The 13,068-nt window shown below is 66.3% G+C and carries 16 protein-coding genes; 10 read left to right on the top strand and 6 right to left on the bottom strand.

All coding sequences use genetic code 11. The features are described 5' to 3' along the window. Positions 1 to 3: 3 nt before the first annotated feature. Both E4S61_RS05940 and E4S61_RS05935 read right to left on the bottom strand, forming a co-directional pair. On the bottom strand, positions 4 to 1,641 hold the full coding sequence (locus E4S61_RS05940) for a GMC family oxidoreductase (RefSeq protein WP_135302965.1): 1,638 nt from the start codon (positions 1,639 to 1,641) through the stop codon (positions 4 to 6). Positions 1,642 to 1,731: 90 nt separating this feature from the next. Then, entirely contained in the window at positions 1,732 to 2,505 is a 774-nt protein-coding gene (locus E4S61_RS05935; RefSeq protein WP_135302964.1) for a fumarylacetoacetate hydrolase family protein, read from the bottom strand. 163 nt (positions 2,506 to 2,668) lie between these two features. Between E4S61_RS05935 and E4S61_RS05930 the strand changes: the two genes are divergently transcribed. The 6 genes from E4S61_RS05930 (at position 2,669) to E4S61_RS05905 (ending at position 8,181) form a co-directional block, all read left to right on the top strand. Next, complete coding sequence (locus E4S61_RS05930; protein ID WP_135302963.1) at positions 2,669 to 3,403, top strand: prephenate dehydrogenase/arogenate dehydrogenase family protein; 735 nt, start codon at positions 2,669 to 2,671, stop codon at positions 3,401 to 3,403. Further along, a complete protein-coding gene (locus tag E4S61_RS05925; protein ID WP_135302962.1) occupies positions 3,400 to 4,821 on the top strand; it encodes a small ribosomal subunit Rsm22 family protein in 1,422 nt (473 codons plus the stop codon). Before E4S61_RS05930 ends, E4S61_RS05925 begins: the two co-directional genes overlap by 4 nt. A gap of 222 nt (positions 4,822 to 5,043) precedes the next feature. Next, positions 5,044 to 5,841 carry a 5'/3'-nucleotidase SurE gene (gene surE / locus E4S61_RS05920; RefSeq protein WP_135302961.1) on the top strand — a complete coding sequence of 266 codons (798 nt, stop codon included), beginning with the start codon at positions 5,044 to 5,046 and terminating at the stop codon, positions 5,839 to 5,841. Positions 5,842 to 5,873: 32 nt separating this feature from the next. Beyond that, entirely contained in the window at positions 5,874 to 6,917 is a 1,044-nt protein-coding gene (locus E4S61_RS05915) for a lysylphosphatidylglycerol synthase transmembrane domain-containing protein (RefSeq protein ID WP_135302960.1), read from the top strand. Positions 6,918 to 6,981: 64 nt separating this feature from the next. Continuing rightward, on the top strand, positions 6,982 to 7,920 hold the full coding sequence (locus E4S61_RS05910) for a DMT family transporter (protein WP_135302959.1): 939 nt from the start codon (positions 6,982 to 6,984) through the stop codon (positions 7,918 to 7,920). 72 nt (positions 7,921 to 7,992) lie between these two features. Continuing rightward, positions 7,993 to 8,181, top strand: a complete 189-nt coding sequence (locus tag E4S61_RS05905; protein WP_135302958.1) for a hypothetical protein — start codon at positions 7,993 to 7,995, stop codon at positions 8,179 to 8,181. On the opposite strand, the gene E4S61_RS05900 is transcribed toward E4S61_RS05905, so the two are convergent. Further along, positions 8,182 to 9,051 carry a hypothetical protein gene (locus tag E4S61_RS05900; protein ID WP_135302957.1) on the bottom strand — a complete coding sequence of 290 codons (870 nt, stop codon included), beginning with the start codon at positions 9,049 to 9,051 and terminating at the stop codon, positions 8,182 to 8,184. 130 nt (positions 9,052 to 9,181) lie between these two features. On the opposite strand from E4S61_RS05900, the gene E4S61_RS05895 reads away from it, so the two are divergent. From E4S61_RS05895 to E4S61_RS05885, 3 genes are all read left to right on the top strand, one after another. Next, complete coding sequence (locus tag E4S61_RS05895) at positions 9,182 to 9,862, top strand: carbonic anhydrase (RefSeq protein WP_135302956.1); 681 nt, start codon at positions 9,182 to 9,184, stop codon at positions 9,860 to 9,862. Between the two features lie 108 nt (positions 9,863 to 9,970). After that, a complete protein-coding gene (locus E4S61_RS05890; RefSeq protein ID WP_135302955.1) occupies positions 9,971 to 10,516 on the top strand; it encodes an iron transporter in 546 nt (181 codons plus the stop codon). 98 nt (positions 10,517 to 10,614) lie between these two features. Continuing rightward, on the top strand, positions 10,615 to 11,166 hold the full coding sequence (locus tag E4S61_RS05885) for a VIT1/CCC1 transporter family protein (RefSeq protein WP_135302954.1): 552 nt from the start codon (positions 10,615 to 10,617) through the stop codon (positions 11,164 to 11,166). Positions 11,167 to 11,178: 12 nt separating this feature from the next. Here the strand turns inward: E4S61_RS05885 and E4S61_RS05880 are convergent, their stop codons facing one another. Both E4S61_RS05880 and E4S61_RS05875 read right to left on the bottom strand, forming a co-directional pair. Then, positions 11,179 to 11,478 carry a chorismate mutase gene (locus tag E4S61_RS05880; RefSeq protein ID WP_135302953.1) on the bottom strand — a complete coding sequence of 100 codons (300 nt, stop codon included), beginning with the start codon at positions 11,476 to 11,478 and terminating at the stop codon, positions 11,179 to 11,181. Further along, positions 11,475 to 12,347: a shikimate kinase gene (locus E4S61_RS05875; RefSeq protein WP_135302952.1), complete on the bottom strand. Its 873-nt coding sequence runs from the start codon at positions 12,345 to 12,347 to the stop codon at positions 11,475 to 11,477. Before E4S61_RS05875 ends, E4S61_RS05880 begins: the two co-directional genes overlap by 4 nt. A gap of 89 nt (positions 12,348 to 12,436) precedes the next feature. Here E4S61_RS05875 and E4S61_RS05870 point away from each other — a divergent pair, with 89 nt between their 5' ends. Further along, positions 12,437 to 12,868: a DUF5796 family protein gene (locus tag E4S61_RS05870; protein ID WP_135302951.1), complete on the top strand. Its 432-nt coding sequence runs from the start codon at positions 12,437 to 12,439 to the stop codon at positions 12,866 to 12,868. 60 nt (positions 12,869 to 12,928) lie between these two features. Here E4S61_RS05870 and E4S61_RS26485 read toward each other — a convergent pair whose 3' ends face one another. Beyond that, the gene (locus E4S61_RS26485; RefSeq protein WP_280663725.1) at positions 12,929 to 13,063 is read right to left on the bottom strand and encodes a DUF7128 family protein; all 135 of its coding nucleotides are present in this window, start codon (positions 13,061 to 13,063) and stop codon (positions 12,929 to 12,931) included. Between the last annotated feature and the right edge of the window lie 5 nt (positions 13,064 to 13,068).

Genomic DNA, 13,068 nt, shown 5'->3' with positions numbered 1-13,068 from the left:
CGCTCAGAGCCGCTCTTTGACGTGGTCGGCGCACTTCAGCGCTAGTGCGGCGATCGTCAGCGTCGGGTTCAGTGACCCCGCGGTGACGAACACCGACGACGACGCGATCGAGAGGTTTCCCACGTCGTGAGTCCGCAACTGCGGATTCACGACGCTTTTCTCGGGATCGGTCCCCATCCGCGTCGTCCCCATATGGTGATAGGCCGGGCCGGACCCGCCGCTCTCCGGGCCGGCGGTCCAGGAGATATCGACGCCCAACTCCGAGAGAACGGCGTGCTGGATGTCGTTGGTTCGGGCCATCGACCGCTTCACGCGCGGTCCCCACGACCACTGTACGTCCGGGACGGGGTTGCCGTGGTCGTCGGTGGTCGAGGTGTCGAGGGTCACCCGGTTCTCCCTCCGCGGCGGCTGGCCGACGAGGCCGCCCATCGCGATGCTGTTGCCGTACGATTCGCGCAGGTCGTCCAGCAGTTCGTCGCCCCAGTCGTCGGCCGACAGCGCCAGTTCGACGGGCGAGGGACCGGCGTAGTTCAGGAACTCCAGTTTGATGGGGGAGAGCGTCTCGTCGCTGGCTGGGACGACCGTCTCGCCGTCGGCCACTCGTTCGACGGCCTGTCCCGGGTCGTCGTAGAACTGGTGACATTCGCTGGTGATGAAGCCGACGTGGTTCTGTCGGGTCCGCTCCGCTACGGTGCCCCCCGCGCCGACGAAGAGGTGGTCCATGAAGTACCGGCCGACGGCTCCCGAGGAGTTGGCGAGGCCGTCCGGATGCGACTTGGACTTCGAGAGGAGCAACAGACGCGGGATTTCGACGCCGCCGGCAGCGAGAACGAACTCCCGCGCTTCCTGTCGGTGTTCGCTACCATCGGGGGTCGCGTAGACGGCCGCCGTGACTCGACCCTCACCGTCCGTTTCGAGGCGCTGGACTGGCACCCGGTCCAGTATTGTCGCACCCGTTTCCTCCGCGTCCTCGACGTGGACGCTCGCGTCGTATTTCGCGCCGGAGGGGCACACCGGCTGGCAGGTGCCGTAGCCGACACAGGGGCCGCGGCCATCGTAGGATTCCGAGTTGCGAGCGTTGGGCACCGCGTGCATCGAGATGCCAAGCGACTCGCAGGCCTCGGCGAACAGCGAGTCGCTGTAGGAGGGCGGGAACCCGGGGAGCGGATACGGCTCCTCTCTCGGCGGTGCGAACGGGTTGTCCGAGTCGCCCGCGACGCCCATCGCTCGCTCCGCGTCGGCGTAGTACGGCCGTAAATCCTCGTAGCCGATGGGCCACGCCGGGTCGTCGTTGTCGTGGCTCCCCTCGAAGTCTGACGGGTGCAGCCGCATCACCATCCCCTGCCAGTGCAGCGTCGACCCGCCGACGCCTTTCACGCGGGCGGTGTTCAGCGGGTAGTACCGCTCGCCGCTGGCCGAGAAGGCGTCCCGCTGGCCGCCCATCTCCCACACCGACCCGCGGTGAGCGGGGCGGATCGCCTCCTCCATGCGCTCCTGCCGGTCAGCGAAATCGAACCGCGGGCCGGCCTCTAAGACGACCACGTCGTAGCCGTCGCTGGCGAGACGACTGGCAACGAGCGCACCCGCCGGCCCGGCACCGACGACGCAGACGTCGGCCCGGGGAGCCGGCTCTCTGTCCATCTCGACGGCGATTAGGCGAGCCTAAACTTAGGCGTTGTCATGCCGGCTCGTTCGAACACCGGCCGCTAGAGAACGTGCTTCTCGCCGCCGTTATGGGATCTTCACGGAGTGTTTCAGCGTACCGATTCCCTCGACTTCGATCTCCACTTCGTCGCCGTCTTCGAGCGGACCGACGCCCTCCGGCGTCCCGGTGGCGATGACGTCGCCGGGTTCGAGCGTCATATACTCGGTAATCTCGGCAATGAGTTCCTCGACGGAGAAGATGAGGTGGTCCCGGGTGGAGGACTGCCGGGTCTCGCCGTTGACGCGGCACTCGATGCTGGCGTCCTCGGGGACGTGTTCCGGCGTGGCGACGAGCGGCCCGATGGGACAGGCGTTGTCGAAGGCCTTCCCGCGGACCCAGTTTTGCTCTTTCTCCTGGTCGTCGCGGTTCGAGATGTCGTTGAGGCAGGTGTAGCCCGCGACGACGTCCATCGCGCCGGCCTCGCTGACGTTCTTGCACTGTTCGCCGATGACGACGGCGAGTTCCGCCTCGTGGTCGATGCGTTCCTTGCCCGACGGGAGCGTGAGGTTCTTCCCGTGAGAGGCGACGGCGTTGGGACCTTTCAAGAACAGCAACGGTCGGTCAGGCAGGTCGTTGCCCATCTCGTCGGCATGGTCGGCGTAGTTGCGACCGACGCAGACGATTTTGGTCGGTTCACACGGCGGGAGGATGTCCACCTCCTCGGGCGAGTAGCTCTCGTCGCCGAAGGCGATACGGCCGTACGGCCCGGCGGCCGCGGTGACCTTGGGTTCCCCGTCCTCGACGGTCCAGCGACCGCCCCGGACGTTCCCCGCGGAGTCGCGGAATCGAACGCGCTTCATGAAAACGACGACTCGGGGCCGACGGATAAGCGTTTAGGGGGCCGCGGTCCCGTTGCCGTCGCCGGTTACGACTACCGTCTAGCTCTCCATCGGCAGTCGTTCAAAACCGGGCCGCGACGGGTGACCGAACGCCTTTTGAGACGGGACGGGCTACGCTCGTCGCATGAACGTCCTCGTCGTCGGTGCCGGGTCGATGGGGGAGTGGTTCGCCCGGACGCTGCGGGACCACACCGACGCGACGATTGCCTTCACCGATACCGACAGCGACGCCGCTCGACGGGCAGCCGAGGCGGTCGGTGGGAGTGCGGTCCCGCCCGACACCGACGACTTCTTCGACGTGGTCTGTATCGCCGTGCCGATGCCGGTCGCCGGGGTTGCCATCGAGGAGTACGCCCCGCGTGCGACCGACGCCATGGTCGACGTGACCGGCAATATGGCCGCCCCGCTCTCGGCGATGGCGGCCGCCGCCCCGAAGACGCAGCGAGCGAGCCTCCACCCGCTGTTCGCTCCGGAGAACGCGCCGGGCAACGTCGCCGTCGTCACGGACGCCGGCGGCGACGCCGTGGATGTCGTAGTTGGCGCGCTCGCCGCGGCCGGCAATGACACGTTCGAAACGACCCCCGAGGAACACGACGAGGCGATGGAGACAGTACAGGCGGGTGCACACGCCGCCGTCCTCGCCTATGCACTCGCCGCCGCCGACGTTCCAGACCGGTTCCACACGCCTATCTCGGCGGGTATGGCAGACCTCGTCGAACAGGTCACTGGCGGCGACGCCCACGTCTACGCCGACATCCAGGAGACCTTCGAGGGGGCCGACCGCGTCGCCGAGGCGGCCCGCCGCGTCGCCGACGCCGACCGCGACGATTTCGCCGAACTCTACGAGACCTTATCATGAACCCCGAGACGCGCCGACAGATACGCGAGAACGCCAAGTACCTCCGAAACGTCCGGCCGCTAGACCCCGAGGAACTGTACGAGTACGTCGAAGGCCAGCCCCACCCGGCGGTCGTCAAGCAGGTGCTCCGCGAGGAGGCGGTCGACCTCGCCATCGTCGAAGAAGACGACGGCACCTTTGTCCCCGCCCCGGAGGGACCGCTCTCACCGGCGGGGCCGTTCCACGGCGTCGAGCGGTTCCCTGACGAGTACGAACAGCGCGTCGAGTCGATGCTCGCGGATGCCTACGGCGACGACTGGGCGCGCGGCGAGAGCGGCGACCGACTCCGCGAGCGCATCCGCGAGGTGAAAGAGCGCTACCTCGACCGGGCGTCCGTCGAGTACGACGACCTGACGGCTCACGGCTACGCAATCTACCACCTGCCCGATTACTACGCAGTCGCGCAGTACGTCCTCGCAGACCTGCTGGCGGATGGCCTGCTCCCGTCGCAACTCCGCGTGCTCGACGTGGGGGCGGGCGTCGGCGGCCCGGCACTGGGACTCCTCGATTTGCTGCCCGACGAGGCCCTCGTGGAGTACCACGCCGTCGAACCCAGCGCCGCGGCCGACGTGCTCGACACGCTGCTCTCCGATACCGGGTCGAACGTCAGTGTCACCGTCCACCGGGAGACGGCGGAGGAAGTCGATATCGAAGCCGAGACGGGCGACGAGCCGTTCGATCTCGTGCTGTTCGGCAACGTCCTCAACGAACTGGCCGACCCAGTCGCCGTCGTCGAGCGGTACTTCGACGCGCTCGCCGAGGACGGGACGGTGGTGGCGCTGGAACCGGCCGACCGGAACACCGCGACGGAACTGCGCGAGATCGAGCGCGCTGTCGCCGACGACGGCCCGGCGACGGTGTACGCACCGACGGTTCGCCTCTGGCCCCACCAGTCCCCCGAGGGCGAATCGTGGTCGTTCGACCGCAAACCAGACATCGAGGTGCCGTCGATGCAGAAACGCCTCGACGACGCCGCTGGCGGCACCGGCGAGTTCGTCAACGTCGACGTGCAGTACGCCTACAGCGTCCTCCGAAAAGACGACCAGCGGGCCATCGAACTGACGCCCGACCGTGGGACGCACGCGCCGATGGCCGACGCCGAGAACTACGTCACCGGCCGGGTGAACCTACTGGGAATCAAACTCAGCCGCGACCTCTCGGAGGGCGACTCGAACCCGCTGTACCTGCTGGGCGACGGGAGCCAGCAAGTCGACCACTTCGCCGTCGTCACCGAGTCGACGTTGCTGAACGACGACCTTCGAGAAGCTGACTACGGGGACCTCCTCTCGCTGCAGAACGCACTCGTCCTCTGGAACGACGACGAGGAAGCGTACAACGTCGTCGTCGACGGTGAGACGACGGTGGATAGAGCGAGATAGCGCGGTTCGGAGCGAGCGAAGCGAGTGAGAACCGCGGACAGCGAACGGGGAGAAACGACCCGTGAGCAGTAGCGAGGGCCGCTCACTCCGCTCGCGCCCCTCGGAAAGCGAGCGGTGACCGTAGGGAGCCGCGAGCAGTCGCGCAGTTCAAAGGGCGAAGCGAGTGAGAACCACGAGCGCGATAGGCAAGGGGTTTTTCTCGCAGACAGCCCCAGACGCCGTATGGACGAGCCGACCATCCTGCTGACGAACGACGACGGCATCGAGAGCGCCGGGTTGCGGGCCGTCTACGACGGACTCGACGCGGTCGGTGACGTGACGGTGGTCGCGCCGGCGGACGACCAGAGCGCCGTCGGTCGCGCAATCTCCCACGAAGTCACCGTTCGAGAGCACGAACTCGGCTACGTCGTCGAGGGGACGCCGACGGACTGCGTCGTCGCCGGGCTGGAGGCGCTGGTGCCCGAGACGGACCTCGTGGTTGCCGGCTGTAATCGCGGTGCGAACCTCGGCGCGTACGTCCTTGGGCGCTCGGGGACCGTCAGCGCCGCCGTCGAGTCGACGTTCTTCGAGGTGCCGGCAATAGCTGTCTCGATGTACATCCCGGTGCGCGACGACACCGCCTTCGCCGACATCGAAGCCGACGGCGACAGCTACGCCGAGGCCGTCCGCGCGACGGCGTATCTCGCCGACCACGCCTTCGAAGCGGGCGTCTTCGAGCAGTGTGACTACCTCAACGTCAACGCGCCCGTCGCCGAGTGGGGACCGGCCGATATCGAGGTGACCCAGCCCTCGCGGGTGTACGAGATGGGGGCCGTCCGCGACGGCGACGCCGTGACGCTCCACGACCGCATCTGGGAGCGCATGGCCGAGGGCGACATCCCCGACCCGGAGGGAAGCGACCGCCGGGCCGTCGTCGACGGGAAGGTCAGCGTCTCACCGCTCACCGCCCCGCACACGACCGAACACCACGAGTCCCTCGACGCCCTCGCCGAGACGTACGACCCCGCTGCTAGCCCGTAGATTGATACCCGCCGACGGCCGAACACGACTAAATGGCAACGACGGCGACGGCACGGGAGAGTTCCTACCGCCTGCTCGTTGGGGGGCTCGCCGCCGTTCTCCTGCTTTCGTTGCTGTTCCTCTCCGTCGATACCGACAGAATGCTGTCGGCGCTCGCCGCGGCCGACCTCACTTTTGTCGGCCTCGCGGCCGTCACGGCGGTCGGCGCGCAACTGTGCTGGGGAATGGCGACGGCGACGATTCTGCGCGGTACCGACGAGTCGCTCTCCAGACGCCTCGTTCAGCTCTGTTACCTGTCGGGGACGTTCGGCAAACTGGTGCTTCCATTGGGGAACGCTGGCGGGTCGGCCATCATCGCGTACGTCCTCTCGGAGAACAGTGACGGGCATTTTCGTGACCTGTTCGGGGCTGTCGCGGCCAGTGAACTCCTCATCTTCGCCGGTTCGCTTGGCGGGACGGCCCTCGGACTGACGGTGCTGCTTTTGGACCCGCCGGTAGCGTTCGGTGGTCCGTTCGTCCTCGGCCTGCTGACAGTCGTCGTCCTCGCGCTACTGGTCGGCGGAGCCGTCGTCTACCACCGGCACCGAGTCGCTGGACTCGTCGAACGCGTCGCCGCCTTCGTCAGAGGGACGGCCGGCCGCGTCTCGACGCGCATTGCCGCAGCGCTCGAACCCGACAGAGTCACCGACGGTGTCGCTACGTTTCTCGATCGGTTCGGCACCGCGACAAACGACTCCCGTCGCCTCGCCGTGGCGAGTGCGTTCGCGCTGCTGGGCTGGCTCTCTTTCTCGTCGGCGCTCCTGCTTGGCCTCGCGGCCGTGGATGTCTCCGTTTCCCTCGGTCTCGCACTGTTTCTCGTCCCGGCGGCCGGCGTCCTCGCGTTCCTGCCGACGCCGGGCGGCTTGGGGACTACGGAAGTCGGGCTCACCGGTGCGCTGGTCGTCGTCGGCATCCCGCCGGAACTGGCCGCGGCCGGTGTCGTCGTCTTCCGACTCGCGACCTACTGGCTCGTCGTCGCCGTCGGCGGGACGGCTTCGCTGTACCTCTCGGTCACCGTCTGGCGAGCACTGGAGTGACCGCTACTCGTCGCGGACGCTCGCCGATGGCCACCGTTATCCACCTGCCGCGGCATCGTCGGATATGAGCGACCGTCGGTCGGCCACGCTGTTCGTCCTGTTGGCAGCACTCTGGGGGACGTCGTTTATGGCTATCAAAGCGGGTCTCGACGCGTTCCCGCCGGTCCTCTTCGCGGCGATTCGGTACGACGTCGCCGGCGCGTTGATGCTCGTCTACGCCGCGGCGACGAGCGACTACTGGCTTCCTCGCACCCGCGCGGACTGGCTCACGCTCCTCGTCGAAGGGACGCTCATCATCGCGCTGTACAACGCCTTTCTTTTCGTCGGCGAGACGGGCGTCACGAGTGGCGTTGCGGCCATCCTCGTCGGAATGAGTCCCATCCTCTCCACGGTGTTCTCCCGGCTGTTCCTCCCCGAGGAGCGACTGTCGCTGCTCGGGACGCTCGGTCTCACGCTCGGCTTCGTCGGTGTGGTGCTCGTCGCCCGCCCGGACCCCTCGGACTTGCTCGGTGCCGAAGCTATCGCGCCGGCGTTCGTCCTGCTCGCGGCCGCCTCCGTTGCGCTGGGAAGCGTCTTCGTCCAGCGCCTCGACGGCGGCATCTCCTCGGAGGGGATGGTCGCGTGGTCGAACGCCTTCGGCGCGGTCTTGCTCCACGCCATCAGTTTCTCACTCCCCGGCGAGTCGCTCGCGCAGGCCGAGTTCTCCGCCGTCGGCGTCGCCGCCCTGCTGTATCTGGCGGTGTTCGCGAGCGCCGTCGGCTACGTCATCTATTTCGACTTACTGGCCAGCCTCGGGGCTATCGAGATAAATCTCGTCTCTTACGCCGCGCCTATCTTCGCCGCCGTCGCTGGCTGGCTGGCACTGGAGGAGACGCTCGCGGCACTCGATATCGCCGGCTTCCTCGTCATCTTCCTCGGATTCGTCCTCCTCAAACGGCAGGCGCTCGCGGCGGAACTCTCGCCGGTGTTCGCCCGCCTCGGCGGCTTGTTCTCCGGCCGCTGATGGCACGTCGGAAGTTCCTCCTGTCGTCCACGTCGGCGAACGTATTTGCCGGTTCACCTCGAAGCGTCCCGCATGGAACCGGACCTTCGCTACTTGGTTCGTCTCGTCGTCCTCTTTCTCCTCGCCGGCGCGTTGCTCGGGGCCGGTATCTGGGCGTACTGGGGGCTCGGACTGGTCGTCGGCCTCGCGGCCATCGCGGTGAGCGTCGCGCTGGTTTCCTACGCCGGCTACGACACCTATCGACTCGCATCGGCGGCGTAGTCAAAATAGGCCGACGACGAACCCGACCCCCATGCTGACGAGGACGACGGCCGAGAAGACGGGCAGATAGCCCGTGTAGGACTCGACGGTCTCCTCGAAGTGCTCGTAGCCCGCGAGCAACAGCAGCGTCAGGCCGACGATGCCGACGATAACCGTGAACGCGTACGCGCTCATCAGTTCCAGACAGTGAGTCGACCCGGCACACAGCGCGATAATCTCGAACTCCTCCTCGTGGGCGAATCCCAGGAGGAAGGCGAACCACGCGATGCCGAGCATCCCGCGGTCGGTGGCGTCGTCACGCTCGCCGTGGTCGTGGGAGTGGCCGCCCGCGAACGGGAGAGCGCCCTTCAGTCGAGCAAGGAAGCCATCCGGGGAGTGGGCAGCGGGGTGGTCGTGGTCGCGGGTGTGGTCGGCGTGGTGGTCGTGCCCGTCGCTGTGACCCCGGTGGTCGTGATGGCCGTGGTGGCCGCCGCCATCGTGAGTGTGGTCGTGCTGACCGTCGTCGTCCGACACGTGCCCGTGTGAGTGGCCGTGGGTGTACTCGCGGACGCCGAGCGCGATCAACAAGATGCCCGCCACGATGCTCACCGGGCCGCCAATCTCTACACCGGGGGCCAGCGTCAGCGGTTCGTTGACCTGCGTCAACTCGAAGTAGGACTTGGCGTAGAAGAACACGGCGACCATGGCGATGCTGCTGACGAGGTGGCCGATTCCGATGAGGAGGCTCGCGGCGAACCCGTATAGCCACTTGTTCGACTGATCGAGGGCGTAGGAGGCCGCGACGGGCCAGCCGTGACCCGGTTCGATGCCGTGGACTGCACCCAGTGCGACCGCGCCGAGGAGCAACCCGAAGGCGTCGCCGTGTAACATCGATATCTCTGTATCTCCGGGCGCATTCTTAGTGATTGTTAATACTCGACGGGGGATTCCCTCATACTCGTACAGGCTGGCCCCGTCCAATTCGGTAAGAAATTTCTTGCTGGGGTATCCACTCCCCGGTATGCACGAGACAGTCGTCGACCTGCTCGCACAGAACGAGAGCCACGCCGAGGAGTTCGACACTCGCTTCGACGACGTACAGGACGGACAGGCCCCCGACGCCGTCACGGTCTGCTGTTCGGACTCCCGCGTCCTGCAGGACCACATCTGGGGCAACGAGGAACCCGGGCACCTCTTCACCTGCGGCAACATCGGCAACCGCGTCGTCCAGCAGACCGAGGCGGGGGAAGTGGTCTCGGGTGACGTACTCTATCCGCTCGCGCATACGGGCACCGAGACGGCGATCGTCGTCGGTCACACCGGCTGTGGCGCGGTGACGGCCACCTACGACGCTCTGACCGACGGCGTGGACGAGCCGGCGGGCATCGAACACTGTCTCGGCCTGCTGAAACCCCACCTCGAACCCGGCGTCGAGGCGCTCCCCGACGACCTCGACCGCACGGACGCGATAAACCACCTCGTCGAGTACAACGTCGACCGCCAGGTCGAACTCCTCCGCGAGAGCGACGACGTGCCCGATGCGGTGGACGTCGTCGGCGTCGTCTACGACTTCCAGGACGTCTACGGCGGCCGCCGCGGGGAAGTCCACGTCGTCAATATCGCGGGCGAGACGGACGTCGAGACGCTCCGGGAGGACAACGACGAGATCGCAGAGCGTATCGACCGACTCTGGGAGTACTGACGGCTCGGCTCACGTCGGACGAAAGCGCAGCGGCTCTGCACTCGATTATGGGTAAAGTGCACTTGCAAGTCCGCTCGTTAGGGGTTTCAGACCCGTACCGTCGGGGCGATGCCTGACAACCCGCAGAAACAGCCGAGCGACGAGGTGGACCGCAACCAGATTCAGCAATCAAAGACCGAGGGCGCGGCCTACCAGACCTCGGTGGCGTACATGGCCAACACCATCGCCAACGACGGCGACAAGACGGAAGTCGGAGAGTACGTCGTCGGGTACGCACAGGAGGAAGCCGAAGGGATGTACGAGCTGGTCGAGGAGGGAGAGTTCGAGTTCGTCGAACCCGATGACGAGAACTGCCACCTCGAAGTCGTCGTCGCCGACGCCGGTGACAAGCGGTTCGTCCCGTATTGCGACGTGAGCGCGACGCTCGAACGCGACGGCGAAGCGTACGGTCCCTTCGAACTGTCGTTTCTCTGGCACCCCGGTGTCTACCACTACGGCGCGAACGTCGAAGTACCCGAGGGCGGAACCTACGACCTTCACGTCACCATCGAACCGCCCGAGTTCCACCGTCACGACGAACAGAACGGCGACCGCTACGGCGAGACAGCGGAAGTCACCTTCGAAGAGATCGACATCGAGACCGGACAGGACTAATAGCAGTCGCTGACACCGTTCTCCTGCGACTTCCCCAATAGCTGGACACCCGCCATACCGACGACATTTTGCCGTCAGTATTCGAATTGCCCACCGAGATGATAGAACGTCTGCTCGGCGACGATGTCGAATCCTCTGGGCGGTACCTCGCCGAAGTCATCTACGGCGCGAACGACGGGATCGTCACCACGTTCGCCGTCGTCTCGGGCGTCGCCGGAGCCGCCCTGAATCCGTCTATCGTTCTCGTCTTGGGCGCGGCGAACCTGTTCGCGGACGGCTTCTCGATGGGGATGAGCAACTACCTCAGCCGCCGGTCGGAACTCGACTACCAGCGCTCCGTCCACGACGGCCCCTCTCGGCGGCCGGACGAGTTGGACGACGGAAAATCGCCCGGAAGAACGGCTTTCGTCACGTTCATAGCGTTCGTCGTCGCCGGCTGGGCTCCGCTGACTCCGTACATCTTCGAACTCACACCGTCCTTCCCGATTTCTATCGCGTTTACCGGCTTCGCGTTCTTCGCCGTTGGCGCGAGTCGGAGTCTCGTCACTTCGCGTCGCTGGTATTACAACGGCGTCGAGATGTTCCTCGTCGGGATGCTCGCAGCGATCGTCGCCTACACCGTCGGGAGTCTGCTGGGCGGTGTCGCGTGAGAAGAGCGGTCGCTAGCGGCTCTCGCGCTGTTCCACTTTGTTCAACTCGATGAGCAGGCGGAACATCGCCTTCACGAGGTTGGCGTCGACGTCGAACCGTTGGGCGTTCTCGCCGGCGCGGTCCATCACGGCCTGTTCCTGTTCCTCGTCGGTCGTCGGCAGGTCCTTCTCGGCTTTGACCTGTGCGATGGTATCGGCAACGTAGGTCCGCTGGGCGATTTTCTCGACGATTTCGCGGTCGATAGTTCGAATCTCATCGCGCAGTTCATCTAAGGACATCTCCTCGGGGTTGGGTGGCTCGTTTTCGCTCATACTGTCTGTGTTCCCTCCGTCTGCGTGGTAGTCAGCAGCGTCGTACCGGGACGCTCGTCCCAGCGTTCCTTGACAGCTTCGAGTGCCGTGCGTTCGCCGACGGCGGTAAAGGACGGGCCGGTCCCGGACAGCGAGACGCCGCCAGCGTCGGTCATCGACTCGACGATGGGTTCGGCGTCGAAGCCAAGCGCCGCACAGAACGCCAGTCCGTTGACCGTCATCGCGCGCTGATAGTCGCTATCGAGCGCGAGGTCCTCGACGAGGCGGGCCATCGGCGCGACTTTCTGACAGCGCTCTACGTCGGCGTCGGCCGAGAACGCCTGTTCGGGCGGCGACCAGACCAGCACGTCCCAGTCGACTTCCTCGCGGGACAGCACCTCGTCGCTGTCGTTGTCGGTGACGGTAACGCCGCCGAGCATGGACGCTGAGGCGTCGTCGAACGCCCCGGTAGCGGTGACACCGACATCGCGGGCCGCCATCACGCCGAGGCGTGCCATGTCCTCTCGGGTCATTCGGTCGGTGGCGTCGAGGGCATCGAGTGTCCCCATCACGGTGGCGTTAGCCGCCGCGCTGGAACTCTTCAGTCCGGCGGCCATCGGCACGTCGCTCTCGGTGCGGACGTGACCGCCGACGACGGGGGGCGTGCCGACCGCGCCGCCGTGGGCGTCGACAACGTACTCGACACACCGCTCGACGAGGCGGGTGTCGCCGTCCGGCGCGCCAGCTATCTCACCGGTGAACCCCTCGTCGGCTGTCGAGAGCGACACCGTCGCCGTCGTGTACTCGTCGATTGCGAACGCCGACCCGCGGCCGGTGGCGAGCGCGTTCAGGACCGTTCCAGCGGCCGGTGCTGCTGCCGTGCCTTCCATCGCTCGTCTCTCCCGGCGCGGACTATTTACCATCTGCGGAAGCGGTCGTACAACGCGTCGTTTTTCCCCGAGCGGCTGGAAATCCGGCTATGAGCAACCGGTCCGACATCGCCCCCGACACCCTCTCCGTCGAACTCACCGAGGACGGCATCGCCGTCGAGTATCTCGACGGCCGGACGGCCTTCTATCGCGGCGTCCCCGCGAAAGCCGAGGAGAGCGTACAGACCGCGCCGGGAAAGGACACGCACGTCCTCATTACCGACGAGACGGAAACCTCCGGAATCCTCGTCTACGTCAACGACCTGCGGACCCACGACGACATCATCGAGTCCAGCGGCGTCGGCCGCGTCCTCCTCGACGACGGGACCGAAGACGAGCTGTTCCCCGGGGTGACGGTTCGTGACAGACAGATGCGCGTCGAAGTGGACGTGGATTTCGACGTGGCCGACGGTCGCGTGTTCGTCTTCGAGGAAGACGACATGGGCGAGCGCAGTTACGAGATCGTCGCCGCCGAGGAGTAGCGCTGGCCGGGAGATGGCTCTCGCTGGGCTTCCACAGGGCGGCCACAGAACGCGCGAGAGCTACTGGATGTACGAGGGGTCCTCGTCGTCGCAGTTCGATTCGTGCTGGCGTGCGTCGTCCTTGTCGTCGAACATCAACCCGCACGTCTCGCACTTGTACCAGGTCATCTCGTCGCGTTCGGTAGAGACCACCATGTGAG

Origin of the sequence: Haloarcula amylovorans (assembly GCF_004681185.1) — an archaeon.
Classification (GTDB): Archaea; Halobacteriota; Halobacteria; order Halobacteriales; family Haloarculaceae; genus Haloarcula; species Haloarcula amylovorans.
The sequence above is the reverse complement of the archived record's forward strand: the minus strand, read 5'-3'. Positions and strand labels throughout refer to the sequence as shown.